The organism is Methylocaldum sp., from assembly GCF_035627495.1.
In the GTDB taxonomy this organism is placed as follows: domain Bacteria; phylum Pseudomonadota; class Gammaproteobacteria; order Methylococcales; family Methylococcaceae; genus Methylocaldum.
Map to the genome: position 1 here is coordinate 20,195 of NZ_DASPLO010000221.1, position 25,831 is coordinate 46,025.

Here is a 25,831-nt window from a genome sequence, read left to right on the forward strand (position 1 = left end):
TCATAACTCGGTTTATCACATTCGAAACTTCAGGGTTTCTGCACATCCGGCAGGATTACGCTTGGGATGGTCCAAGCGGTCCGACTATCGACACTCCCGATTTCATGCGAGGGAGTCTTATCCATGACGCCCTGTACCAGCTTATGCGGATGGGGTACTTAAGCTCGAAAGAGTGGAGGAAGTTTGCGGACTTGCTGCTGGAGCAGCTCTGCATTGAGGACGGAATGCCAAAGGCCCGGGCGCTTTACGTGTACACGGCGGTTCGGCTGGCCGGCTTGCCCTCTGCAACAGAACCTGAGCGGCCTATTCTGCACGCTCCTACGATTTGCACTTGAGGTGAATTATGCCAATTTTTAATGTCAGCGATTTAGGCGCAGTGGGGATTGTAAAGGATGTCCCCCCGCATACCCTCCCCCCGAATGCGTGGAGCGACGGGCTGAATGTGCGGTTTTTCGACGACTGTGCGGCCAAGACGACCGGGTATTTCCAGGTTTTCGGTGACCCCGACATTACCCCTTACGGGTTGTTCTCACTCGCCAGCGATAACAAGTATAACTGGATTTATGCCGGACTCGAAAAGGTGTATGTCTTTGACGGTACTGACCATATCAACATCACCCGGCAGGAAACTGAAGTCGACGTTAACTATACGGGGACAGTGAATGACCCTTGGACCGGGGGGATTCTTGGCGGAGTGCCTGTGCTGAACAACGGGGTGGATGCTCCACAAATGTGGCTACCTGCGACCACCGGCACGAAACTGGCCGAGCTGTCTAATTGGCCAGCCGATACGACCTGCCGGGTTATGCGGGTTTTCAAGAGCTATCTTATCGCGCTGGACGTAACGAAGGATGGCGATAGATTCCCGCAAATGCTGAAATGGTCCCACCCGGCCGACCCCTTTGCAGTTCCCAGTTCGTGGGATGAAACCGACCCGACACTTGACGCCGGGGAATACACCTTCAGCGATGGCTCCGGGTTTGTGATTGATTGCCTGCCGCTTGGCGACAACAACATCATCTACCGAGAGGATTCGGTATGGGCGCAGCAGTTCATCGGCGGGATTGACATTTTCAGGTTCTCGAAGCGATTCGGAACCTTCGGGGTGCTGAGTCCAAACTGCGCGACAGAGTTTCTTACTGGCCGGCATCTTGTACTGGCTCAAGGCGACATTGTCGTACACGATGGGATAAGTGCAACGAGTGTGCTGAACAAGAAGTGGCGTCGGTGGCTGAGTGCTAACGTTGACCAAGCGGCGGTAAATAAAAGCTTTGTCGTGACGAACCCGAACCGCGAGGAAGTCTGGATTTGCATTCCCGTCGACGGAGCGGAATTCCCCAACTTTGCCATTATCTGGAACTACCGCTCTGGAGCTGTCGGGTATAAGGACATCCCGGAAGTGAGTATGATTTCCAGTGGTATTGTTGACCCAACGATTCAGGAAGACTGGAATGACCCCGAACCCTGGGATAGCGATACAACTGCTTGGGGTGAATTGCTGTATAAGAGCTCTGAGCGCGGGATGCTGATGGCGAGCGTCGGGGAAAGCAAACTTTACAAGGCTGACCAGTCGACCGAAAACGATACGGCTACGCAGAGTAGTTTCTTGCAGCGCACTGGTATCGGGATACCCTTCAAACAGGGTATGCCGCCAGACTTTACCAGCTACAAATTCATTCGCGGTATTTGGCCTCGAATTGAAGGTACGCTTGGCGGGGTGGTAAGGATTCGCGTGGGAACGCAGAATGTTATCAACGGTCCGGTGACGTGGGGACCTTACCAAAACTTTACCATTGGCTCGAACCAGCGGGTTGATGTATTGCTAAGCGGAAGGTTGTTGGCCATCGAACTTGCCTCGAATACGACCATCGAATGGCGCTGGTATGGGTACGAGCTCGATGTCGAGTTCGGGGGGAACTTCTAATGTACCAGCCTAATACGCCGCCGGAAGACCCGAAAGATATTAAGCTGTATCTGCAAGAAGAGCTAAATCTGATTGCGGCAGCTATGCAGCTGGGCATTTCCCGGCACGTTGAATTTCTCCACACCGCCCCGGCCAGACCTCGTGAGGGGATGGTGCGCGGGGCGGATGGAACTGATTGGAACCCCGGTTCCGGAAAGGGTGTTTATGTCTACTACAACGCAAGCTGGAACAAGCTCGGTTAAGACACTGTACGAGGGTGCGGAATGCTTCCAAGTCGCTGGCGATACGATTGCCTCGGCTTGGCCAGACCTCGAGCCCTTCGTGTTCAAGTGGGTTACTGTGTCTGACGGAAAGCTGCAGCCGCAAGATGTATTTAAGCTTATCTCCGAAGGGCTCATGACAGCCCTAGTTATCCATACTGAAGGGGAGATACATATTGTAGCTTTAACCGAATTTGTGCAATATCCACAGGCAAAGACACTGCGTCTGGTCGGCTTTGCCGGGAAAAATCCGCTGCTTACCTTGAAATTTATGCCAGCCGTAGAGGACTGGGCAAGGGCAAACGGGTGCGACGAACTGGAGACCTTCACCACGCACCGGGCAAAAGCGCTAATGGAACGGATGGGTTTTGAGGATGCGCCCTTTGTGTATATGCGCAAATGCCTCTTTAACCTTCACTGAAAGGAATTACAATGCCAATACATCAACCAGTTTTAGGTCCAAATGGATACCTCTCGGGGTTGGGGAATAACCCACTGGCGCCCATTTGGGGTCAAAATTCGATGGGCCAGATGCAGCAACCGATGCAGGCTCCTCAACCGGACCTCGCATCAAAGGCGTTGCCGGTGTACTCCCGCCCGGCGCCAGAAATGAGCCAAATGCCTCAGCCCGGCTGGCAGGGTCCGCAGGGTGGGCTTGGCTTAGCTGATATTCTCGACGGGCCGCAGTTTGGTCAGGGGCAAAGCGCTTCTCCCGCTCAAAGCGCCCCACCAGTTGCTGGCCCGTCCCCTAAACCTCAACAGAATTTTGACGCACTCGGTCAAAACCTGATGTCGCAAATTTTGGGGAAATAACATGAGAATTTTTCTACATGAACCAGAATTTTTCACGCCGCCGCTGAACAAGCTGAATCGTCGACTCTTTAAAGGTAGTGGCGGGGGAGGCAGCAGCACACAAACCGTGCAGAATTACTCCCCGGAAGAGGCCGCAAACCGCTCGCAGATTCAGAATACAGCGGAACAACTGTATAAGCAAACTGCAAAGAAAATCGGGGAATCTCCGTACCCAGGTGCGCAGGTTGTCCCCCTGAATCAGGACCAGTTAACGGGGCAGAATCTGACGCGGACTGCCGCTAATACGATGGCGAGTCAGTACTTGCCGCAACTAGGCGAAGCGACGAAGTTTGGCCTGAGCGATGTGCTCGATGTCAACAGCAATCCGTACCTGCAGTCGGCGATTTCAGCCAGCGTCCGTCCGATTACCGAAAGCTATACTGACGCCGGCGGCGTGATGAGCTCAATTCGGAATAACTCTATCGCCAATGGTGGGCAGGGGAATTCGACTCGGCAGGGTGTGGCTGAGGGTATCGCGGCGGGGCGTTATGCGCAGGCAATCGGGGATACTGCAAGCCGTGTTACATCAGATGCCTACGGCAAAGGCCTGGATACATTCAGTCGGATTTACGGGCTTACCCCGCAAACTATGCAGGCGACGACAATGCCCGGAACTGCCTACGGCGCTGTTGGGCAGCAGAATCAGAACATGGCGCAAGCTCAAGAAAACTATCTGGGCGACAGTCGGAACTGGGACCTGAACAGCGGCTGGATTCCGTTGCAAAACTGGGCGAATATCGTCTACGGGGCGGGGAGTTCTGGAAGCACAACCAGCACCTCGGGAAGCGGAACTCAAAGCGGTGGTGCTGCAGGCGCACTTGGTGGCGCGATGTCCGGCGCACAGCTTGGTAGCATGTTTGGTCCAATGGGTACTGGCATCGGTGCAATCGGCGGCGCAGTACTTGGCGGATTATTCTAGGAGAACAGTATGGATTTTTCAATGTTAACGGCAGCACTGCAAGACCCGAACTCGCCACTTCGGATGCAGCTGTTAGATAATCTGGCGATGAGCCCCCTCGACCCGGCGGCAGCTTTTCAGCAAGCACAACAGGAAACGCTGCAGATGCAAAAGCAGAGCCTTCCGCAGTTCGCTCCGCAGGGGCCGCAAGGGCCGGACTTCACTGCGATTCTGGACGGGGAAGCTTCAGCTCCTGGCGGCGGTGGTTGGGTACCTCCACAAACGGCTTCGGCAACACAGCCTGAACAACCCGCTGCTGACCCCGAGAAGGAAAAGGCTGAGAAGTACAAGAAGATGTTGGAGGGCGTAGGAAGTATGCTTGGGAAGCGGGAGAAGCAGACCTATCCTGGCGCACCCTCAGCCGGCGGTAATAACTGGCGAGGCTTCACTGCTGCCCAGTTCCAGACGCCCAACGTTACAACCCTGCCTTCGCTGGCAGCGCTACTCGAAGGGAGGCAATAATGGCTACGTTTCCAGTACAGCCAGGGATGGCTGACATCCTTGACAACCCGAACGGGGCGATGATGGCTGCGCCTCCCCAAAACCCGCAGGAAGTCGAGGGGCGGAAGAAGGCTTGGCAGCATGTGCTTGACGACCCAAACGTGAAGAGCTCGATTCTGCGTATGGGGCTGAACTTGCTGCAGGGTCGGGAGCAGGGGGAAAGCACAATGCAGGCGGTAGGGCGGACCGGTCTTGACGCTATGGATTTCTACGGCTTTAAGACGGAGCTTGACCGCAAGCGGGAAATTGACGAACGTGCGCTGCAAATGGATGAAAAGCGGACGAATGCTTCAGTAGCCCGGGATGAGTCACTCACCCGCTCGACCGACCAGCAAACCGGTCAGCGGACGGTGGAATTTAAGGAATGGGAATCGCAAGCGGAAATTCGTAAGGGTACGGCGCGGCAGCAATATCAGAACCTGGTTACGCAAGGTAAAACGGCGGAAGCGCAGGCGCTGAAAGCGCAGTTTGAAGCTGATGAAGCTAAGCGTTTTCAGGACTACAAAGCCGCTAACCCCGACGCAGTTAATGCTTCGTATCAGGCAACTCTTGATTTGCCGAAGGCTGAGCTTAAGGCAACGAATGCTCGGGCGAATGCGAGTAATGCGAGTGCAGCAGCTAGTATGGAAAATGTTACAGCAAGTAAAGAAGGCCGCGAAGCTACCCCTGCTTGGATTGCAGCCCTGCCGGATGAAGAGGCTCGACTGTATGCGATGGCTAATAAGGATGTTAAGACGCAAGCTGAAATCAACGCTGACATTTTGGCCGGTGCGCATAAGTACATCACGACCAGTAGCACTAGGGGCTCGGCAGATTTGAGCGGTTTCGAGGGTATGGCGGATTCACTAATTACGCAGTGGAGTTCGCTTGACCCTAAAGAGCAATCTAAGTATAAGCACTTCGACGACTGGGTGAATCAGACGCAACAGATGACCGTCGGGAAGAGCGCTGGTACTGTGCTTGCAATTGCAAAGCAAAAGCTGGCAGCAGGTGGCGGAGCTTCAGCAAGCACGGGAATCCCGCTGGCTCCGCAAGACCCAAGTCAGCGGGTTGAGGGACAGGTATACACAAATCAAAACGGCCAAAAGGCTAAATGGACAGGTAAAGGATGGGTACCCCAGTGAAGACACTTTCGGACGCGGAGTTTTTTGGCCAGTCCTCGCAGCAACCTCTAACCGACGAAGAATTCCTCAAAGCCCCGGCACCCGCAAAGGTGCTGAGTGATGAGGAATTTTTTGGCGCTTCAGAGCCTGCAAAGACTGATTTGTTCAGTGTGGAAGGGGCGAAGAGCCTCGGAACAGCTGTAGTGGGGGCCGGGAAGAATATCTGGCAGAATGCGGAAGACTTGATAACGCGGCCGAAACCGCTTGATACCGAAGGCTTCACCGGGCTGACCCGGGAGCAGAACTTGCAGATTCGGGCACTCGTCGATTCTGGAATTCCCTTCCAACAGGCATACACGCAAGTCTACGGTGCGGCCGAAAGCCTGCGCAACACTGAGATTATGTCGCATGATACGCAGATGGCAGCGCAACGAAGCGCGATGCAGAACGAACTGCAGGATGCTTTGCCGGCGAATCCGAGTGAACCGCTTCGGCATGCGCAGGGGGTTGCAACGAGCGTAGCGACAATGGCTCCGGCAATCGCTGCTGGTGTGGCGACGAAGAGTCCAGCTGCGGCGTTGTCAATTGCGGCACCGCTGGAAATGCTACCGGCATACGGGGAATCCCGGGATGAAGGTTCCGGTCACGAACGTGCGCTGGTCTCGTCAGGCCTGCAGGCAGGTGTTGGTACGGCGTTTGAGCTTTCCCCGATTGGTGGGTTGATTAAAGACCTCGGGCAAGAAGCCTTCGGCAAAATGCTGATGAAGTATGTCGGCCGGGAGCTGATGACGGAAATTCCTACGACCATTGTGCAGGAAGGAATTAAGCAAGCCATCGACACGCCCGACAAACCGCTGGGACAATTCCTCGAAGAGATGGGAGCGAGCGTCGTCGACACGGCGATACAGACTCCATTTGCAGCAGTGCTTGGTGGCGCGACGGCGAAGGGAATTGATGCTCTGTTGCCCCAACGAACGGAACCTGAGCTGCCGATGGAAAATCCCATCGACGGGCTGGAGACAGAACTGGCCACGGCCACAACTGCCGGCGATAAGGAAGGCTCAGAGGTTCTGCAAAATATTCTGAATGAGCTGAACGCTGAAGGTGATTTAACGGGACGGTCATTAAATCAATCAACGTCCCAAGATTTACCGGACCTCCCACCCGACCGCGAAGCCCTTATCCAGTTGCCTGACCCGCTGGCAGACGAAGAGCTGGCGGTGCAAGTCCAAGCGGCACAGGTGCAGAAAGTCTTGCCTTTCGGCGAGGCGAACGATGGGACCAGTGCGGTGGGTGTGGACCAAGCTTTAAGCTCCGACGCGCAAATTGGGAACACGCTGAAAGTGCGGGTGAATGCGGAGAATTATGAGCCGAACCCAAACGATGCGGTTCCGAGAAGTCAGCGTCGTATTGCCTATGGACCAGCGGAGCAGGTCGGCCAGCCCCTCGGTAAAGTCAAAACAAAGCCGGCTACGTATGTAATCGGAGAGCCTACTGCGGACCGCAGCGACGATGTACTGGCAGGCTATCACGAGCTGTATGAAAAGCTCCGTCAGGATTTCATGCCCGATGCAACGATTGTGCTGGCAAATGAAACGCAGAGCACCCGGCAAGCGGTGGGTACGACGCAGAAACTGGCTAGTGGGGAATACCTCATTATCCCAGCTTTCGTACGGAACTTTTCAGCAACTGAAGAAGGTACACTCAATGCCGGCAGTTTTAACAAGCATACCAAAGCGAAAGCTTTCTATAATGTCTACCATGAGTTTGGACATGCACTTACGATGCACCGCTTCCTTGAAGGCGTGGCGCCGGAAGTACAATCAGCGTTTACCCTCGAACAACGGCAGGGAAGAATAAGCGAAGAGGTTATCGCGGGGTTGAATCCGGAGCAAGCTGAGCTGGCGAAGGAATACAATCAACTGCGGGCGCAAATGAAAACGCAGTCGGCGGAGTGGTTCCAACAGCACTGGATGTCCCCGGCGATGGCAGTGCAGCGGCAACTGGTCAAGGCAATGGGTGGGTACTCGGGGATGAATGCGGAGAGCTTTGTTCGTCGCGTTGTCTCGAATGGGAATAAGGACATCGCAACGCTTCGGGCACGGATGGCTGTAACACGGGTGCCGGAAGAGCGGCAGGCGATTTCGCAGCAAATTGATGAATTGACGAATGCGCTGGTTGAGGACTATCTGAGTTTCGACGAGTTCATGGCTGAAAAGATGGCCAGGTATGCGCATGAGAAAGGACTCGGTAGGGATACTGCCCTCGGCAAGGGGGAGTACTTCAGCGGCGGAATTAAGCATGTTGAAGCGGAGGAAAAGGTTCGGCAGCAGCTTATGGGTTCGACGCTGGAAAAGGTGCAGAACTCGTTGCGGAAGCTTTTCATTGCGCTGAAAAAGGGGCTAAAGCTCGACAATGGGCAAACCTGGCGGATTTCGGCCGGGACCAGCTTTGAGGCCTGGATACAATCGCTCGGGAAATTGAGCCAGCTGGTTGCGCCGCAGGAATTCGCCTCCTCGGTAAGTGGGGAAGTAAAGGAGGCTCTGGATAAGGCGAAGGACACTTTGCCTATGACTCGCGACAATTACATGGCGCAGAAACTCCGTAAGGCTGTGACCTTCGGTAGCTTTAGCGTGAAGCAAAAGCAAGAGCTGTATAAGTTGATTCGCGGTAACGACCTGAACACGGCTCACCTGCGCATGGTGGAGATGCTTAAAATGCGGGTCCGGAAGCAGCTTGACACCGACCCGCAGAACGGCGCCCGGACAGCAGGGGCAGAGGAGGCTCAACAGAAAGAAGCTATTGCGGCTTGGGTGAAGCATCGCGAGCGGAGCCCGTTTTTCAAGGCTTGGTTTGGTGACTGGGAGAATGACCCGGCGAATGCAAGTAAAGTGGTCACGGCGAGCGGTCGTCCGCTGGTAATGTTCCACGGAACGAAGGCTGATATCCACACTTTCAATAGCGGAGATATTGGTGCGCACTTTGGTGATTTACTCGCCGCACATGCCCGACTGTATAGGTCAGCCCCGGAAGAAGTTCACGCCCGGATTGCACTTGATGAGTTCCGGGGACAACGGAATGCCGTAGGCGGAGATACTATGCGGCCGCAAGATACTGGGATGAACATTATTCCAGTGTATCTGAACATCCGCAATCCGCTGGAACTCTCCGAAGTCGGGGCTATTCATATCTGGAGAACTCCAGTAGATTTGGCCCTGCATTTGCAAGGTCTCGGTGTTCTTTCGCCGGTGCAGGTTGAAGCTGTTCAGCGGAATGGGGAAGACTTCTCAACCCTAAAGAGCATTCTGCAACACTTGGGCTATGACGGGATTAAGTACGAGAATGACGTTGAGGGCGGTACGAGTTGGGTTGCCTTTGACTCAGCGCAGGTTAAAACAGCGAACGCTACCTTTAACAGCAACGACTCCCGCATTCACATGCAAACCGACATTGACCTCACCACGGCGACAGGTCTGGAAATTGACACGCTTTCCCGGACGCTGGAAAAGTACGAAAACATGGGGTTAACGGGGAGGGCGCTGAATTGGCTCGCCCGAGCACAGTATTCACTGTTGCAACTCCAGCAAATTTCGTGGCTACACCCCGAGTTCTATTTCCTTGAGCAGATGGCCAACGCGTCAAGTCAATACAATGCTGCGAAGTCCCGGCTGCAGGCCCTGGGTGAAGGCATTGCAAAAGACTGGCAGATGCTGGGGAAGGAGGCCGATGCGAAGTTGAATCGGGCGCTTGAAAAAGAAGCCGATGGAGGGGTGCATTGGACAGCTTTGCAACGAGATGAAACTGGCTGGAAGCACGTTATGACAGCGGAAACGGTGGATAAGCTGAAAGAGGCTGGCATTGACATCAACACGCGGCAGGGGAAAAAGGCAGCGGAAATTTATCTGCGGAGTAAGAATGCGCTGTTGCAGCATACGGAAGCTGCGCAGATTGTTCTGGCCCGTCGGCTGGGTGTGGCGGTACAGGAACAGTCGGAATTCCTTGTCAAACTGAACGAGTTGAAGAAGGCTTTCGCCTCGATTCGGGAGACACCATTTTTGCCTCGGGGAGATTATGGCGAGTGGGGGCTAGTGGTGTATGAGCAAAACGGGCTGGAGCGCAAGGTTGTGTATCGCCAGATGTTCGAAAGCAACAGGGAATGGGAGAAAGCCCGGGAGCTGTTGGAAAAGAATCTGAAGCCTGGGCAGAGGGTTCGGACCATCGCTAACTTGACCGACGAAAAACGGGCTTTACTTGCACTCCCCCGCGAGTACGTGGATGTAGCGGCGGAAGCGCTGGATATGACGCAGGAACAACGGGATACGCTGTATGACCTGTTGCACCCTGTGAAAGAGGACAAGCTTCTGGCACCATACAGCAAGGCGATTGAGAAGATTTCGGGAGGAAGCAAAGACCGGATGCGGAACTTTGCTGACTTTATCTGGCACAACTCGACGCTGATTGCCCGGACGGAAGCTCTTGCATCCTTCAACAAGGCCGAACAGTCGGCGCGGCAAATGCTTGCAGAGGTGGACAAAACTCCGATGCGCGCAGGTCCCCGCCGCAGACTGCTGCAGGACATCAAGCGCGCTCAGAAGTACATGGCCATTACCAAGGATTACATGATGGCGCCCCCGAACGAGATGTATGCGGCCCGGAGCTTTGTAGCAATCGTGTACCTGTGGGGCGGAATAAAGACAGCGCTGCTGAACCTCACCGGCATGGTTAGTACGTGGGGAGCTTTGACCTCGAAGTACGGGGAGCTGGCAGGTGATGCGGCGATGCTCAAGGCGAATAAGCAGCTCGGGGTGTTGGTGAGTGGGAAGGGTAAGATTGCTCCGGAAATTGCGAAAATGTACGAGCGTGCGATTACTGAGGGTTTTTTAGTGCAGAACTACGCAGCGCATTTAGGGGCAGCGGCAACGGCTGGAGTAACTCGCCGGATGACCAACCGGAGCCGCTGGGCTGCCGACACGCACCGAGGTCTGCAGTGGGTAGCGGATGCAGGGATGGCGCCGTTTACGATGACCGAGCAATACGCCCGGCGAATCACCTTCCTTGCAACCCTGAATGCGGCAATGGCGGAGGCGAAGAAAAACAACGCCGGGGTGAATCTGGAGAGTTTGTATCAGGAGGCGGTGAAGCAAACGGACTTGCTGCAGAATAGCTACACACTCGCCAATCGCCCGAAGTTTATGCGAGGGGGCGGGAGCCTTGGCGGTCTGTTGCCGCTGTTCACCATCTTCTTCTCGTTCGCAGTGCATCTTGCTTGGCACTCGACCGGGGGGTATAACCTGGGTAAGCAGCGTCGGGTGGAAATGCTCGGAGCGGCGAGAGACAAAGGCGCGATTAATCACACACAGCGAGTTTTGCTGGTGCTGTTGCTGCTCGGTGGTTATGAGGCCCTTCCGTTCTCCGGGAATCTTCTTGATATCCTCGACGCCGTGCTGATGTCGATGACAGGGAAGAGTGCCCGGCAACACCTACGCGAGGGGATAAAACAAATCCCGGCGCCCGAAGGCTGGCATTGGGTGAATGACCCCCGGTGGTGGAGTAAGGGTATGGGCGGCGATGTGATGGGAGTGGATGTTAGTGGAAGCTTGGGTATCGGTAATCCGGTGCCCGGAACTGACATCGTGAACTCGCATCCGGAAACGCCAGAGGAACTTGCCGGCCGGGCGCTTCTAACCTCGACAGGGGTGACGGGAAGTTTGATTAAAAACCTCGGCGAAATGGCTATTAACCTCGGGCAAGGGAAGAGCATCGAACAGAACATCCAGCGGTTCCCCGGCATCGTCGGTTCAGTTAGCTCCGGAATGGAGTGGATTGATAGCGGCGAAGTCAAGGGCCGGATTGGGGAAACTATCTACGAACCCTCAGTTGCGGAAGGGGCTGCGAAGATAGCTGGGTTTACTCCAAGCGGGCTGAACAAGACCCGAGAAGAAAACTGGGCCCGAACCGAAGCCGTGATGTACTGGACGAAACAGCGGGAAAACCTGCAGGCGGCGTGGAGTCAAGCCCGCGATGCCGACGACCGCGAAGCGCTGGCGGATGTCGAGTCGCGGATTGAGGAGTTTAACGACTCGGTGGTGGATGTGAAAATGCGGCTGCAGAAATGGCAACTGCACAAGAGCTACCGAGCTCACCTCGATGCCCAACGCAAGCGGGAACTCGGTATTGTGCCGAAAAACGCTAGGAACCTTGCGGCGGGAGTTTCCGAGTCTTTCGCTGACGAGGAAGAGTAATAGGCTGCGCGTCGGGGCGGTGGGGGCAATCGTGCAGGCGTTCGCACTTCACCACCCCCTCGCGGTAGCGCAGTCGCCAGTACCGGATAGTCCTCACAGAGAAGCCAAGAAAGTCGGCAAGATTCTGTGAGGTCTCCCTGCGGGTTTGTCGGAGATACTCGTACGGACAGCAAACCTTCTGACAGTTAACCACGAACCGAAATGCACTCTCAGGTTTGTACGCCACCTAGACCCCCTTTAACGACATACTGCTCGTTCCCCTGTTGTTGGTAATGTACGAAGCCCGCTTGTACAGCCCCGCGCAACGAAGCCTCGAAATCGTTGAAGCTAAGTGTGCGGACGAAGTGTTTGAAGAGGGTGTTTTTGGACACCCGACCGTGAGCCTGGACGTAGGCTGTAATGTCGGTAGTGCCTTTTGTAATTTTGTCCTGACCGATGCGGAGGAATACCTTCGGCATGTCTTGCTCGAGGGCGCTGATGCTCTCGGCGCTGAACTCGAGGTCTGCGGCAGTGATTTCGAGGGTGTTGCGTTGGGCGGCTGAAACGACCATTGCAAGTTTGTGAATGAGAGTTTGCTTCCGGGCGAGGTACCCGCCGAACTGCTCGAGGTTGAGTCCGGTCGGGGGATTCTGCCAGTGATTCGTGTACCACACCCTGCCCCACTCACGGGCGTCGTCGGTAAGTTTCATTTCTCCCAAAAGCTCAGCGATTTGCTTTAGGTCCTCTATAAGCGAACCCTGCATTGCCAGGAAATTTGGCGGGACATTCTCGTCAGGGTAGGCGATTTCCTGCCGCTTCGAGTCGGCAAAGACGAAAACACAGCGGGAGGTAAAACCGCCCCCAATCATGTACTCGGGAAAATTGCCGCTTATCCACGCGGGGGTGGTACAGGCAATAAGGTTAATCCACGGATTCTCGATGAGGTCATTGCCTGACATCTTTGTCGTCTTGGTGAAGGAGCCACGCTTACCATCCCACAGACTCACAAGCACATCCACCATCTCCCGGTCGTCGGGGTTGAGAAAGTTGCCGAACTCGTCAGAAGCGATGGTGATGCAGGACATCGGGAGGTATTCTCCCGTCGTCTTGTCGAGCACAAGTTCAGTGCTCTTCGCCATGCTTTCGACTAGCGCCTGCCACGTTACAACGTCTGGCCCGAAGACAATGCCATCGACACGGCGGAGGAGGTTCATCCCCACATTCGCAGTTGTCGACTTGGAGACAATACCGGGAGGTGCCACCATGACAATGTACATATTCGGTACCCACTGGAAGTATTTCATATCCAGCCAAACCCGACGACGCAGCGCCCCACACACTGTCGAAACGCCGGTCCAAAAGAGCATCTTTAGCGGGGCTTCGCCAAAGCTGGCGTATTCGATAAAAGCTTTAAGCCAGTTCTCGTGATTCCTCATACCTTCGTCCCCTGCCCTTTTAGTTGTGCTAGCTCATCGAGCAGTGCTTGGATTTCTTTCTCTCGAAGTTCCGCGTGGTAGTTATTCCGACACTTAGTGCAACAGAATCGTTGCCACTCTCGGGCCGGTATAAACTCCACTTCACAATAACCGCAAGGGCGGGGAGGTATTTCTTTTTTCTTTAGCATAGAGGCTCAATTAGAAATGCGTTTATACGGATTTAATCTGGGGTCGGTACTGTGACCGCCCGGATTTGAGTTATGCGTGTATAATGCGTTTTAAATGCGTTTTTGTCCATATCACATGCCCCGGTAGCGTGTATGTGCGGTTGACCACAGACGAACATGGGACGGTAATTGATTTAATCACCGCCCCAAGTTTTACCACTTCTCAGCGACGCAATGCCCCCAACTTTGGGTTGAGGTCTTTAACCCGGATGGGATAATAAGCGGGTCATCGTAGGGGACCAGCACCTTAAGCGCTTCTTTTAGAAGCGGCTTGACGCGTGGCCAATCCTGAATTTTGCACTGGCCTACGAGGGAGTCGTGGACCTGAATGAGCAATTGGATTTCAGGAATTTGCGTGTCGATGTTATCCCACTGGGTGTTGGTGACGAGGGCGACGGTAGATTGCGGGACCCAAGCAAGGGCCTCGGGCAACAGGTCCTCCACGCGGTCGAAGTAAAAGCGGCGGTTGCCGAATTTATTTCGCACCTCACGAGTGCTCTGCAGTTGCGCCTCGATGCGGTTGTGCCAGTCCTTTATCCCAGGATGGATGTCAAACCAACGGCGCTGGAACAACTCCGCCTCATGCATGGTAAGAGCAAGGGCGACTGAAAGTGTCCGTGGTTTACCTCCGTAATTCGTAAGGTGGCACCCCATCTTAGCACGTTTGTAATACGGCTCCCGCTTGCCATCCGGGCCGGCATCCGCTCCGTAAATATCCTTCGCATTGACAGCGTGAACTTTCTGGCCGGAACGGAAGATTTCTTTAAGGTTATCATCGTTAGCTTCCCATGCGACCACCTGAGCGTCAGCACCTGAAAGGTCGACGTCAAAGATAATGTAGTCTGGGTCCGGGACGAAGAGCTTGCGTATGTTCGGAAGAACCAAGGCATTTGCATCATGTTCCTCCTCCTCATCACCGGACGGAATGTTCTGGAGATTTGTGCCTGAATCGAAAGCATCCTTCGAGGAAGAAAGCCGGAACGATTCAGTCCCCGCAGGATTGAAGGAGCAGCGGATGCGCTTGTCGTGGCTAAGAGACGCCCGTACGAAAGTGGAGAGGAAGACGCCGAGGCTTCGCATTTCCCGGATGGTTTTGCAGAGCGGAGCGACGATGGGCTCGAGGGTTGCGATTTTTGTGAGCGCCTCATCGTCCGTCGTGATTCCGCGAGTGCCTTTGCGAGAACGCTGGGCCGGGAGTTTGCAGTCCTCGTAAAAGAACGTCGACATCTGCTTGGGCGACCGGGGATTGAGGGGATGGCCGCATAACTGAAGTATGCGTTGCTCTCGCTGCATGATTTCATGGAGTAATTCTCCTGCCAGTTGGTCGCGGTATTTGAGGTCTATGCGAACGCCGCGAAGCATCATGCGGAGGGCTCTCCACCAAATCCGCATTTGGAAGTTGTACCGTTCGGTGAGGTTGTTTTGGGCTAAACTCGCTGGCAACACATCACTGATTTCATACGTGTAACAGGCATCTTTGCAGTTATAAATCCACAGTTTCTCTTCGGGTACGCTTGGGTCCCAGTCCTTTCCCTCGCCTTTCCAATAGACATATTTCTGGCAGTACATGGAAGCGAGAAAATCAAGCCCTTTGGGAAGGCCGGGGAAGAGTACGTGCTGCATAAACATGGTATCGTCGGTAAGGTTGGGGACGTAGCCGTGCTCTTTTGCAAAGTACTGTGCATCGTATAGAAAATTCTGACCGACCACCCTGACATTACGATGAGTAAGCAAGCTACGCACCATTGTAACAATTTCCAGTTCTTCGTGTTCATCCCAATACCCCTCCGGTTTTTCAACACACATTAAAGGAATGCAGATTGCGTCAGTCTGCGACCAGGCGATGCCGATACAGGCCATGAATTGCGAGCGGGTTTCGAGGTCGACAGAGAGCTTAAGCGGACCCTGTTCCGCCGTGTCAAGTAGGTTGTTTAGTTGCTCTATTACTTGACCAAATTGCGGTCTAACGGTGAAGTTGTAAATTCGCCAGTTGAAGTCGCGGGTTAGCGACTCGTCTTGCGCCCGGCGCAGGTCGGTGAGGGCAAAGGCTCGCCACTCCCACATGCGCATGATTTGCGAGGGATGGTAAGTGGGGAGGACCTTCCGGCCCCGCCACTCGAGCAGACTCCCGCGCCAAGTAGAGATAGCACTATCCCCGTTGAACATCCACAGGGGAAGCCCCCCCATAGGTATGATGAGGGTAGGGTCGCATTCCTCAATTTCACGCTCTAAAAGCTTACGAGCATTTTCTACCTCCCCGCCAATAGGGCGCTTGTTCTTGAAGTCAAAGTGGTCCTCGACATAAGTCCTCCGCTTAAAAACATTCGTCAAGTAACAGTCGTTCATGTTGATGCCGGACTGCGCCAGCATCCGCCGAAGTTCTGCCCCCGCTGTGCCCTGCCACATCCGACCTTTTAGTTGGTCATCGGGGCCTGGGCTGTCCCCGATAATCATTATGCGAGCTGGCCGACGCCCCTGCGGTTCAATCATTCTAAGCCCTCCTTGAATGCCTTAACTGCATAAGGGCAGATGGTATTGACGAGGTCAAGCATGGCCTGCGCGTACACGCGAATTTCGTATTGAGCGTGTGGGTGCAAACGTAGCCGGCAGAAGTGGAAGAGGTTGTGCAGGTCAACTGTAGCGAACATGCGAGAGTAGGTATTAAGGGGGAGGACGGTGCGGCAGAGTTCGCGGGGGTATCCATCGGCCAGCATCCATTGGTAGAGTTCAAACGCCCGCTCGCTGTGTTCTTTCAACTCTTCCACGAACTTATGCGCCGTTGGGTGCTGGTCGTCAGTGCGCATTTGCTTGTTGCTTTGGTGCTGCGTGGTGACGCTAGAAAGTGCGGGGAGATAGAATTCCTCGGGAAGTTCCGTATACCGCGCAGAAACTTCGTTGTAGCTCCAGGTGCGGTGACGATGCCACTGACGGAGAACGAAGAGGGGTGCCTTGACCTCGAACGTAAAAACCATCGCCTCGAAAGGGGAAGTGTGTCGATTCTTGTAGAGGTAGTCAATAAGCTTTTGGTCCTTCTTTTCATCACCCTCCCGCCAGTCGGCATCATAACTCACCCTCGCGTTGCGGACGATTTCGAGGTCCCCAAACCACATGTCATTTTCCTCAGCCGACGGGTCGACGGGCTGCATACAACTGACCAACCGGACAAAGCCGTGGTCAAGTACGTTTATTTTATCGCTCATGTTAAAATTCCCTTAACGTGAAGCCAATTAAAAAACCTCCGCATCCAGTAGGAGCGGATAACGGAGGCGATTGTAAATATGCACACGACGAGGATGTCGACTGCCAGCGATACGTGACAGCCGATTCTCGGCAGTATGACTATTTGGAGGATGAGGCTGACCCCGAATCCGACAGCTGTCCCGAGGCAGGCCTCGAGGAGGCTTGTTGATTTGCGTTGCATTGTTTCTCGCTCCCTGTTCTGGCGTTGTAATCCCGGATTTTTTGCTCCAGCCCGATGTACCCGATGGCGTCGACAAGGTTGTCGCGCTTATGCATATGCATCTGGCGGCACTGTTTCAGGTTCGCCATCATCCAGGCAACGTCGAAGGCGTCGAGGGGAACAACGATACCGTACTTGGCCTCGATGTGAGCCTTCCACATAAGTGCGGTGGCGTGGAGGTTCTTTGCCGGGTGGCCGTAGGTTTGCTCCCGGTCGCCGTTCACGATGGTGTCAGCTTCCTCGAAAACCGACGGAGGAGGTGCGGCGAGAAACTCCGGGGTGCGGGGAGGGGAAAAGTCGAGTGTGTCAACAGCTTGGTTAAGTCCTTTTGCCATGTTAATTCTCCAATTTTGTAAGGGCAAGGTTGAAGGAAGCTTCTTCGCGTTCAATCCCCACGGCGACGCAGGAGACTGCGCTGGCCGCTGGGAAAATACTACCTGACCCCGCGAATGGGTCGAGGATTTTATCGCCCGGAACGACGCTGCGCTGGAGCAGGTCGACGAGCAGGGGTACGGGTTTTTCGGCGCCGTGCTCGCGGTCACTCACCGGGGAGTGGACAAGAACGTCTGCCTTGACGACGTTCATTTCACGAGTGCCCTTGCTTGCAAACATGATGCACTCGTAGGTGCGCTTGTGGCCCTGGGAAACCCAAGGGGCGTTGCCGTTACCCTTCGCCCAGATAAGCGGTTGTGGCCACACCTTAAAGCCGGCCTTAGTGAAGTCCCGCGCAAGGATGGAAAAGCCCTCGAAAGAGCAGAAGACGTAGGCGTGGGTGTTGGGTTTCAGTACCCGGAAGGCCTCAATAGAGAGGGTGCGGGAAATGCCGAGGAAATACTCCCATCCGTCTTCGTATTCGTGGAGGGTGCTGAAGTTGCTGCCGAAATTCGAGGCGTCAACTCCGTACGGGGGGTCGGTGAGAAGGCAGTCGAAAACCTCATCGCCAAGGGAGTCAGCCATGTACTCGAGGCTGTTAGCGTGGATAAGCCGGTGCGGGGATTTGGTCAGGTCGAACTTTTTTGCAAGCTCAGCACGATGCTGAGCCTTGGCTTTTTTCTCGATAACCTTTAATGCCTCTTTCTGGGTCGGCGCCTTGACGACGTCAGGGTCATCGAGATGCTGCGCGATGATAAGGTTTTCCTTAACAATCGAGACATCGTTGCTGGTGGGGAGGTCGCCGATAAGCTCGGCGGCGGTCATAGCAAGGGTTTGGCGGAACTGGCCGGCGGCGTCAGCTTGCTTGCTGCGCAGCAAGTGAAGACGGGCGGTGGCGGCGGCTTTCTCCTGCCACGTTAAATCTACTCGCCGGATGTTTTCTTCGAGTTCGGCTTCTTCGGCTTGCTCGGGAGAGAGTTCGCCAAGCTGGAGGTTCGGTACGGTTCCGCCGGTGTAGAGAGTGTCTCCGCAGCGGACAGGGATGTCGAGGTCAATCAGCATTTGCATAGCTTTGAGTCGACGCTCCCCGGCGACCAGCACGAAGCCCTCGTCAGTACGGCGCACCACAATCGGATGCATCAAGCCGTTGCGCTGAATGCTTTCTGACAGCTCGGTGATTTTGTCAATGTCGAAGGTTTGACGTTGGCGATTTTCTCTTACTATGATTTCACTTGCGAGGAGTGGTGTCATTTGTGGTCCCCTTTATCAGGTGTTTTATTTCGATTTCGAATTCCTTGCCGGATTCGTCAGTTACGATGGCTGTGTCGGGAAAGTGTCCAGCAGACTTAACCGTCAGCCGCCCGTAGGTGGGGTGTTCTACTACTGATGGAAACATATGATGCTCCGAAAAAAGAAGGGGCCGAAACCCCTTCTTGATACAGATTAAAAACTGATCGAAATTACAGCTTTGTCACGCCGGCAACTTCAGCACGCATGATAGTATTGCCAGGAGTGCTGGTCGTATCAGCGCGATGAGCGATGCGAACCTTGGCGACTTGACCCACGAGGTGGGAGAAGGTCCAGGGTTGACCGGCGACATTTTGACCCAGAGCTTCGCGCAGTCGGCCGAGCTGAACGTTCTTGCCCTTGCCGAATTCCAGGTTGCCGTTTTCGTTCACATCGAGGAAGATGGACTGACGAACGGTTGGGTTTTCGATGCCGGTTTCGCGAGCCACTTCTTCGCTGTCAATCTTCCAGGTTACATCGAGGATGATGGACTGCTTGGCTTGACGAATTGCTTGCTTATCGATGACGGCAGGGAACTCGCCGACAGGGACGGGAACGTATTCAGTGGAGTTTGCATCACTAAATTGAGCGTTCTGAAAAGCGTCAACATTGAAAGTGGTATCTTCATTTGCCATGGTAAATGGTTCCTTGTTAATGGTTAAGGTACGTCAAAAGTAAAGTTATAGTTATATCCCGCTTACCGGATGCGGGGACAGCGAAAGCTCGTGACAGACTTTCCTGCCGGTTCACAGCACAGCCTCTACCCTGCGCTGGAATACTAATCAACCCGATTTTCGAAAATCTCCTCAAGTCGGTGTAAATGCGAAAGCATACCGAAGATTATGGGGTCTTCCGCCTGGACATTGCAACCTGTAACTTGGTTAAGCAGAATCCGGTCTTGCTCCAGATTTGTATCTTGTATACGAACCCAAAGGTCAGGACGTCGGAGATTAATCCATGTATAGACTAACCTTACGGTAGCTTCAATTTCGCGTTGCATTGTTAGCCTCCATTGCGAGCCTTACGAGCTTCTTCATTCCGGGCCTTCCAAGCCTTGATGATGGGCTCGAAGGTCGGGGCGAGGTTGTCGGCAAGGGGAATGTTGCGAGCCTTAAGGTCCATGTTGTGCGTCATCGTAGACCAAGTGAACTTGTCCCCATCCCGCTTGACATTGATAACGTCGGAGAAGAAACGGGGGAGGCGGGGGGCGAGCTTCTTACCGAGGGTGCTGGCCATCAGCGTTGTGCCGCCGGTGACCTCGTCGGTTTCGCGCTCAGCATGGGCGACCAAGACAACTGGACAGGGGACGTCGACGCAGAGCTTGGTGAGGAGCCGCTCGAGGTTGTCCATCGCCATACCCCAGTCCGCCATTGACTTTACCGGCTTGCTCCCGGTAACGAGGTTCATGGCGAGGATGTTGAGGCCGGAGAGCGAGTCAATCCAGAGAACACGCTTGGCGTCGAATTTGTCGACGGGACCGAAGGACTGGCCGGTGCGCTCGTCGACGAAATTACCGAGTACCCGAACAACATCCATAAAGCCCTGGTACTTACGCTTATTAATGTCCTCCATACCAGAAATCATCTTCAGCGACATCGAGTTGATTTTCGTGGCGCTGTCCAGCATGTCAGCCCAGTCGGGTGAGGCCGGGGGGATGTAGTGCCACTTGAGTTTGTCGGTCGGGATGTCGGCAACAACCTCCATGCCGGGTTCGGTGAATAAGGCAAAGACCTCGAGCCCTTGGGCGACGAGCGTCCGGAGGCTGTGGGTTTTGCCGGTGCCGGTGCCGCCGACGAGAAGCGTCTTGGGGCCGGGAATGTAGATAGCGGTGTCTTCGGACGGAGTCGGGGCTGCCGCTTGGGTTGAAGCGTCCATAGGTTTTATTCCTTGTGGGTTAGGTAGAGAAGGGACTGAATGCGGTCTTCGATTTTTTCGACTTCCACATGAGCATCTGCCCGAATCTTTTGCTTTTTCGCCTCAAGGGCAGCAACTGTTTTCGGGATGAGTTCGGATTCCTCGGGTACATTCACCTCGAGGTCGCGGGTTTCGAGCAAAATGAAGCTTGGGTCGTCGATGGGGTAGCCGCTGAGCATGATAAAGTGCGACTCTTCAGGGGTGGAGTAAGCGGATTTATGAGCATATACAAACGCGGTAAGGGTTTTGGTATTTGGCATGGTATCTGGTTCCTGAGGTTAGTGGTAGCTGGTAATGGGGTGATGATTAAAAAAATCATATCCCCATTAAATGCAGGTGTCAAGCCTCTTTTCTATAGCTGACAGCAATTCAGCAGAGTGAACATACGGACGCGAATACCTTCAAGGCGGAACTGAACTTCGTTGAGAGCATAGCCGAGTTGGGTATCGCCAGACGGCGGCTTTATGCCATCACTGACAGCTTGCGGGGACTCCGCAGTAACTGGCTTAAGACGGTCTTCTAGATTTCCCAGAAGGTTTTCCAGTGCGTTTATTGTTTCTTGAATGTCGGTCATGTTTGAGGTGACTTCGCCGCGAGCGCTTGGTACGGCTGAAATTTGTGGGTCTGCTAAGTCTCTAGCTGAAAACATTTTCTAATCTCCTAAAAGGTTGTTTCCCCGGCGCTTGCACCACCAGAGGAATTCGAGTAAAAGCACATCATGAGGGGCGTCGGTAATGTCCCCGATAAGGTGCTCAAAAGTGCCCCACCTGAATGCATGGTCCCCCCACAGGTGGGCATGGGTTAAACAAGGTAGCTCGACGGTCCGCCAGTACGGCAGGCCCTCGGCGTGGACGGCCCGAAGCCAGATTTCCCCGCAAAACGGGCAGAGGCCGAGAACGCTGCCGTTCTGTATTGCCGGCCGGTCGCTGTTGGTGTTGAAGTGGTATTGGGTAAGGGAGCCGATAAACTCGGCCCCGAAAAACACGTCAACTTTGACAAGACCCGACATTGGCTTAGTGGTCGAAGCCGGCCAACGGACTCCACTCGTTCGCCCGGAAGCCAACTCGCGCCCAGTCATGGGGAGTGTTCGACATGCACATATTCTTGAAGGTGCAGTTGCCGTAGGATGTGCAGGCCCCGCCGAGGGCAAAGTCGTAGGCGCTGCCCTTGCCGTCGTCCGCTTCCCAAAGGGCAATCATCATTTTGAGGTCGCGGTGAAGTTGGTTCCACCAGCGCTCAATCATCCATTCAGGTCGATAGATGACAGCTTGCTGATGAGAAATCTTCGTCTTAAGAAGGCCAACTCCACGGATAATGGCACCTGCCACAGGGTATCCGTATTGTCTTGCCGCCATACAGTAGCCCGTAAACTGGGAATTAAGGTCCCACTGACTGTTCCAAGACTGGCCAAGCTGCGAGGAAGTTTTCTCATCGACGACCCACTGAAGGTCCACATCCTCCCCAAGCATATCGAATCGACCCGCATAGAGTATTGGATTGCCCGTTGTGGGATGCAAGACGTTAGTGGGGATTGCAAAAGAAAACTCGATACCTCGCTTCCCGTCTGCTGTGGTGACCGGTACAAGGCTTGAATGGTCAAGCGAATACTCGAAGAAATAGTCTTCGAAGGCTCGGAGCATATTGGCGCAGGACTTGTTGTGGTCAGTGTATCCGTGGATAACGTCGAAGTCGCCGTAGGCTTGGATGAGGGCGGCATGGCCGAGGGCAACTGCTTCGGTGGAAGATTTTCCATTTTCATAAAACTCCCGGCGGGTAGTTTCGAGAGCCTTGGCGAAACTCTTCCCGGCATGAAGGTGGATGTTGGGCACGTCAGGGGTTATGCGGACGATGGCCTGCCAGTAGTGCTTTTGGTGGCAGAGGGTGAAGCCCTCGCGGTAGGTGTTGTCGATGACCTCGGGGAAGGGGGCCTTGCCCCCCTCGAGAACGAGTTCAAGATTACTTTTCGGATTGTCCAAGGCCAATACCTCCTAATAGATTGTCGAGCTCAGCTTCTGCTTCTTCTTCGCTGAGTTTCTTCTTGCGTTTGGCGGGGGCCTTCGCCTTAGCCGCCATTGCACTGGCGCGGCCTTGGCGAATAGCCTTAATCCCGGCGGCGAGTTCCTCGGTGGAGACTTGCTCGCCGGCGAGTACGCGGCGGCGGAGGTCGTTAAGCTCCGCTACCCCCAGTACCGGCGCCTGGGGCATCGTCGTTAGAGTCGTTGTTGAGGTTTGTTCCATTGTTTAACATCCTTTCGATTTGTTCAAGACTTTGGCCGGAGTTCAGCAGCAGCTCGAAATCGGCGCGTTCCTTTGAACCCTCAGGAAAGCTTTCGAGGACGGACTGTACCAGCTGCCGGCGCGTGTTGGCTTTTTGCATATTAAGAATGTGGCGCTCAAAGCGTTTTTCCACTTCCAGGATACCTGCGTAGCGGACGAGGTCGACCTTGCCAACAATCCACTTGTAGGTGTAGGCGACGGAGGTGTCGATGTCAGCCTCCTCGTCGACGGAGATGACCTTGCCGAGGGTGTAGCCCCAGTCGTTGTAACTGGTTGGGATGACAACAAAATCATCCTTCGCGAGGTTGTCACTTTTCAGTGCCTTGAAGGTGTAAAGTTTGCCGCCCTCGGAGTAAGCAACCTGAACGGTCGTGTAGTCGTTTTGCATGAGGCTGAGTATGTGTGATGCTTTCATGGTGTAGCTCCTTAAGTTGTAGAGGTTCAGAGTTGGGACGGTCATTAATTTAATCATCGTCCCATTAAAATATTACGCGCCCGTATCCAGTTTGTCAAGCAATAACTTCGTGGCTTGGCTGTTGGCAGAATGAGCCAGGGGATAGTCGGCGGCGGAGTCGGCCAACGCGATACTGCGCTTTCACAGGGATGAGATGCATGGAGCGCTCAATGCCGATGTACCGCCAGCGCATATTCTCGCGGACGAAGAAGTGCCGTTCACGCGGACGGTTCCACAGGTCAAGTGCCTCTTTCAACACGGCATTGGCGATTGCTCCGTGCATCCGGTTGTCGCCCACGGCGAGGGGAAGCAGGGTCATCACCTGCCGCTTGGCCTCGGGGGAGGCGAAGTTGAAGTCGAAGTCGAACTGGAGAAACTGCACGAAGGCCGGGTCGGTCTTCCAGTTCATCAAGGTTAAAGGTTGTGTGCTCATATTATCCTCCAAAATGTTTTTTATGCAGCCGCTCGATAACCTCAATTTGCTTTTCGGTCAGCCGAGTTGTATCCTGCCCCTCGCGGGTTTGCCGAGCTACGCTGGAAACAAAGTCCGTTTCCCATGAGGTAAAGTCATCGAGTTCCAGCAAACCCATAAGCGACTTGATTTGTGTGCCGAGGCTGAGCATGTTAACAACCTCCGGTTACAGGGAAGGAAGTTACCCAGCGCATAGCGAGTACGAAAATCGGCCCGAGAATAGACATCAGCAGCATCATAACTACTATGAATTTTATAAACGCAATTGCACCCTTGTCCACGTTAGTACTTCTTTCCGTTGGCAGTTGCCCGGTGCTCAGCCGTATGGTCCTCACGACGTCGGTTGTATTTAAGCTTTTCAATCGTCGCCTTGGCGATGTCGATGTTGTAAGCTTCGGCGAGGTCGAGGATACGGATAAGGGCGTCAGCGAGTTCGACGTCACGCATGGGGAACTGTGGAAGGTGCGTATCATAGAGGTTCTTGCGGTCGCCTTCAAGCGCCTCGGATATTTCGCTGTGAATTAGCGCCAGCTTATTGCTGAAGCAGTAAGGGTTGCGCCGGATGTCGCGGCCATTGCTGTCGGTCCACCAGCGCAAGTTAAGGTGGTGGATGGTGCGGGGGATTTGGCGGAAGAACTCATACCATGACTCGATGAAGGAATTGAGTTGGTCGGAGGTGTCGTCAGCGGCAAACTGCATCTCATAGAAGAGCGAATGGTTGGGGTTGTCGGCTTGAAACTCCCCTTCTGGTAGCTCTCGCCACAGGCCGTCAGGATAACGCTGCATGTATACTGGCTTCTGGATTATCATTTTAAGTCCTTTCGTTGGTTGAGTTTTCTTTTACGGGTAAGTGCGCCCTTGCGCCCGGCCGCTTGCGCTTCCTCCGGGGTCCATCGGTGCTGCGAGCCGGAACTCATCCCGCCCTTCTTGCCGGCGGCGCGAGCCTCTTCGCTGGTGAAGCGGTGGGCAAGCCCAAGCGCGTGTGCCGACTTCCCACCTTTGCTGGCAATCTGTCGCTGCTTCTCGGGGTCCATCGAGGCGAAGCCCCGCTTACCCTTGGGCTTGGAGTTTATCATATATTTCTTCCCTTTGAGCATTCTCCAGAATGCGGATGTGGTATTGTTTCATGCGCTTGGCCATGGCGGCAAGTTCCGAGGGTGGGTAGAAGAAGCGCCGGTGACCTTTTGAGGTGTCAATGGCAATCTCCTCAAGGTCCGTGCGCACCTGCCAGCGGTAGCCGTAGCGGTCGCGCTCGTCGTGGTCACCTATGCGGATTTGGCCCATCCGCGAGTCCTCGCAGGTAATGTAAATGCTCCCCCACGCGGCGATGGTTTTTATTTCTGTCTTGATGCCGTAGGCCTCAAGGCGCTTGCGGAGTTCTTGCGCGATGGGGAGGTAGCGCTTGCGGTTGCGGATGTTAGGCATCGGGAGGGAGCTCCTTTTTGAAGGCGGCCTCAAGAGCTTCCTCGAAGGAAATCCCGTGATAGTTGCGGTCGCGCCCTGTAAAGGCTGTCCCGACTCGTACGCCCCAGTCTCGCGTAGCGTCGTCTTGATAGATTGATACCGTTTCCGCACTTCCGTCCTGCACGTAACCGCATAGGCGACGAAGGCCTTTTAACAGCTCCGCATCCTTCTCTGTCGCTGCGAGCGCCCATGCCACGCCGTGCCTAAATACATCCGCGAGCATGCTTGGCTTTCCTATGTCCCGCTCAAACCCATGCGCTATTAGCCCTTCACGTTCCAAGTCCGTCAATGGCTTACGATGCATGCTCATCACTTCCCCTCCAGTTCGCGGGAGACAACCTCTACCAACTTAGTCAGATTTACACCATCATCCGAGAAGGCTTCCTCCAACTTTGTCCTGCTTATCGTCACCATATCAGTGGGGCGCTTTCCATTACGTATTTCTTGCGCAAGTCCAGCCAAGTCAATCTCACACTCATTGTTTGCGACGAAGGCGGCTGCTCGATTCACGCTTTCCTCTATCCCTTGATTAAAGATGGCGTCAGCGGTGAGTGGTTGGGTGAAGAGGGGGGCGTCATACACCTCGTCTTGGCGTGTGCTCGCTGTCAGGATGTATTCGCTCTCGATGTGTTTGAACTCCAACTGCGCA

General features: G+C 54.5%; 28 protein-coding genes. 7 read left to right on the top strand and 21 right to left on the bottom strand.

What is annotated here, in order from left to right:
- The first annotated feature begins 343 nt into the window (after window positions 1–343).
- The 7 genes from VEB01_RS22370 to VEB01_RS22400 all read left to right on the top strand — a co-directional run bounded on the left by VEB01_RS22370 (window position 344) and on the right by VEB01_RS22400 (window position 11,840).
- Window positions 344–1,924: a hypothetical protein gene (locus tag VEB01_RS22370; RefSeq protein ID WP_324879417.1), complete on the top strand. Its 1,581-nt coding sequence runs from the start codon at window positions 344–346 to the stop codon at window positions 1,922–1,924.
- Complete coding sequence (locus tag VEB01_RS22375) at window positions 1,924–2,166, top strand: hypothetical protein (RefSeq protein ID WP_324879419.1); 243 nt, start codon at window positions 1,924–1,926, stop codon at window positions 2,164–2,166. Before VEB01_RS22370 ends, VEB01_RS22375 begins: the two co-directional genes overlap by 1 nt.
- Window positions 2,129–2,605: a GNAT family N-acetyltransferase gene (locus VEB01_RS22380; RefSeq protein WP_324879421.1), complete on the top strand. Its 477-nt coding sequence runs from the start codon at window positions 2,129–2,131 to the stop codon at window positions 2,603–2,605. Before VEB01_RS22375 ends, VEB01_RS22380 begins: the two co-directional genes overlap by 38 nt.
- A 393-nt stretch (window positions 2,606–2,998) precedes the next feature.
- The gene (locus VEB01_RS22385; RefSeq protein WP_324879423.1) at window positions 2,999–3,955 is read left to right on the top strand and encodes a hypothetical protein; all 957 of its coding nucleotides are present in this window, start codon (window positions 2,999–3,001) and stop codon (window positions 3,953–3,955) included.
- Between the two features lie 9 nt (window positions 3,956–3,964).
- Window positions 3,965–4,456 carry a hypothetical protein gene (locus VEB01_RS22390; protein ID WP_324879425.1) on the top strand — a complete coding sequence of 164 codons (492 nt, stop codon included), beginning with the start codon at window positions 3,965–3,967 and terminating at the stop codon, window positions 4,454–4,456.
- The gene (locus VEB01_RS22395; RefSeq protein WP_324879427.1) at window positions 4,456–5,619 is read left to right on the top strand and encodes a hypothetical protein; all 1,164 of its coding nucleotides are present in this window, start codon (window positions 4,456–4,458) and stop codon (window positions 5,617–5,619) included. Before VEB01_RS22390 ends, VEB01_RS22395 begins: the two co-directional genes overlap by 1 nt.
- Window positions 5,616–11,840, top strand: coding sequence for a PLxRFG domain-containing protein (locus VEB01_RS22400; RefSeq protein WP_324879428.1), 6,225 nt, complete (start codon window positions 5,616–5,618; stop codon window positions 11,838–11,840). Before VEB01_RS22395 ends, VEB01_RS22400 begins: the two co-directional genes overlap by 4 nt.
- 209 nt (window positions 11,841–12,049) lie before the next feature.
- Here the strand turns inward: VEB01_RS22400 and VEB01_RS22405 are convergent, their stop codons facing one another.
- From VEB01_RS22405 to VEB01_RS22500, 21 genes are all read right to left on the bottom strand, one after another.
- Window positions 12,050–13,255 (bottom strand): DUF3987 domain-containing protein, encoded by a 1,206-nt coding sequence (locus VEB01_RS22405; RefSeq protein WP_324879430.1) that lies wholly within the window; start codon window positions 13,253–13,255, stop codon window positions 12,050–12,052.
- Between the two features lie 380 nt (window positions 13,256–13,635).
- Entirely contained in the window at window positions 13,636–15,972 is a 2,337-nt protein-coding gene (locus tag VEB01_RS22410) for a DNA polymerase (protein ID WP_324879432.1), read from the bottom strand.
- Window positions 15,969–16,682, bottom strand: coding sequence for an FAD-dependent thymidylate synthase (gene thyX, locus VEB01_RS22415; RefSeq protein WP_324879434.1), 714 nt, complete (start codon window positions 16,680–16,682; stop codon window positions 15,969–15,971). Before thyX ends, VEB01_RS22410 begins: the two co-directional genes overlap by 4 nt.
- Window positions 16,679–16,903, bottom strand: coding sequence for a DUF7220 family protein (locus VEB01_RS23260; protein WP_422656157.1), 225 nt, complete (start codon window positions 16,901–16,903; stop codon window positions 16,679–16,681). The genes thyX and VEB01_RS23260 overlap by 4 nt, the downstream gene beginning before the upstream one ends.
- Window positions 16,822–17,277 (bottom strand): DUF6378 domain-containing protein, encoded by a 456-nt coding sequence (locus VEB01_RS22420; protein ID WP_324879436.1) that lies wholly within the window; start codon window positions 17,275–17,277, stop codon window positions 16,822–16,824. Before VEB01_RS22420 ends, VEB01_RS23260 begins: the two co-directional genes overlap by 82 nt.
- A gap of 1 nt (window position 17,278) precedes the next feature.
- On the bottom strand, window positions 17,279–18,565 hold the full coding sequence (locus tag VEB01_RS22425; RefSeq protein ID WP_324879438.1) for a DNA methyltransferase: 1,287 nt from the start codon (window positions 18,563–18,565) through the stop codon (window positions 17,279–17,281).
- Between the two features lie 209 nt (window positions 18,566–18,774).
- On the bottom strand, window positions 18,775–19,236 hold the full coding sequence (locus tag VEB01_RS22430) for a hypothetical protein (protein WP_324879440.1): 462 nt from the start codon (window positions 19,234–19,236) through the stop codon (window positions 18,775–18,777).
- Window positions 19,237–19,603: 367 nt separating this feature from the next.
- Window positions 19,604–20,476 (bottom strand): AAA family ATPase, encoded by an 873-nt coding sequence (locus tag VEB01_RS22435; RefSeq protein ID WP_324879441.1) that lies wholly within the window; start codon window positions 20,474–20,476, stop codon window positions 19,604–19,606.
- Window positions 20,477–20,481: 5 nt separating this feature from the next.
- Entirely contained in the window at window positions 20,482–20,775 is a 294-nt protein-coding gene (locus VEB01_RS22440) for a hypothetical protein (protein ID WP_324879443.1), read from the bottom strand.
- 92 nt (window positions 20,776–20,867) lie between these two features.
- Window positions 20,868–21,164, bottom strand: coding sequence for a hypothetical protein (locus tag VEB01_RS22445; RefSeq protein ID WP_324879445.1), 297 nt, complete (start codon window positions 21,162–21,164; stop codon window positions 20,868–20,870).
- Window positions 21,165–21,167: 3 nt separating this feature from the next.
- Window positions 21,168–21,524 carry a hypothetical protein gene (locus tag VEB01_RS22450; protein WP_324879447.1) on the bottom strand — a complete coding sequence of 119 codons (357 nt, stop codon included), beginning with the start codon at window positions 21,522–21,524 and terminating at the stop codon, window positions 21,168–21,170.
- Window positions 21,525–21,528: 4 nt separating this feature from the next.
- Complete coding sequence (locus VEB01_RS22455) at window positions 21,529–22,491, bottom strand: PD-(D/E)XK nuclease family protein (RefSeq protein ID WP_324879448.1); 963 nt, start codon at window positions 22,489–22,491, stop codon at window positions 21,529–21,531.
- Window positions 22,472–22,720: a hypothetical protein gene (locus VEB01_RS22460; RefSeq protein WP_324879450.1), complete on the bottom strand. Its 249-nt coding sequence runs from the start codon at window positions 22,718–22,720 to the stop codon at window positions 22,472–22,474. Before VEB01_RS22460 ends, VEB01_RS22455 begins: the two co-directional genes overlap by 20 nt.
- Entirely contained in the window at window positions 22,683–23,207 is a 525-nt protein-coding gene (locus VEB01_RS22465) for a hypothetical protein (RefSeq protein ID WP_324879452.1), read from the bottom strand. The genes VEB01_RS22460 and VEB01_RS22465 overlap by 38 nt, the downstream gene beginning before the upstream one ends.
- A gap of 94 nt (window positions 23,208–23,301) precedes the next feature.
- Window positions 23,302–23,679 (bottom strand): hypothetical protein, encoded by a 378-nt coding sequence (locus tag VEB01_RS22470; protein WP_324879454.1) that lies wholly within the window; start codon window positions 23,677–23,679, stop codon window positions 23,302–23,304.
- Between the two features lies 1 nt (window position 23,680).
- Complete coding sequence (locus VEB01_RS22475; protein ID WP_324879456.1) at window positions 23,681–23,869, bottom strand: hypothetical protein; 189 nt, start codon at window positions 23,867–23,869, stop codon at window positions 23,681–23,683.
- 131 nt (window positions 23,870–24,000) lie between these two features.
- Window positions 24,001–24,504 (bottom strand): nucleoside triphosphate pyrophosphohydrolase family protein, encoded by a 504-nt coding sequence (locus tag VEB01_RS22480; RefSeq protein WP_324879458.1) that lies wholly within the window; start codon window positions 24,502–24,504, stop codon window positions 24,001–24,003.
- Between the two features lie 20 nt (window positions 24,505–24,524).
- Window positions 24,525–24,794, bottom strand: coding sequence for a KGG domain-containing protein (locus VEB01_RS22485; RefSeq protein WP_324879460.1), 270 nt, complete (start codon window positions 24,792–24,794; stop codon window positions 24,525–24,527).
- Window positions 24,769–25,143, bottom strand: a complete 375-nt coding sequence (locus VEB01_RS22490) for a hypothetical protein (RefSeq protein WP_324879462.1) — start codon at window positions 25,141–25,143, stop codon at window positions 24,769–24,771. Before VEB01_RS22490 ends, VEB01_RS22485 begins: the two co-directional genes overlap by 26 nt.
- Window positions 25,136–25,492 carry a hypothetical protein gene (locus VEB01_RS22495; RefSeq protein ID WP_324879464.1) on the bottom strand — a complete coding sequence of 119 codons (357 nt, stop codon included), beginning with the start codon at window positions 25,490–25,492 and terminating at the stop codon, window positions 25,136–25,138. The genes VEB01_RS22490 and VEB01_RS22495 overlap by 8 nt, the downstream gene beginning before the upstream one ends.
- Window positions 25,492–25,831: hypothetical protein (locus VEB01_RS22500; protein WP_324879466.1), on the bottom strand; the 340-nt coding region annotated here is incomplete at its 5' end. The genes VEB01_RS22495 and VEB01_RS22500, both read right to left, overlap by 1 nt.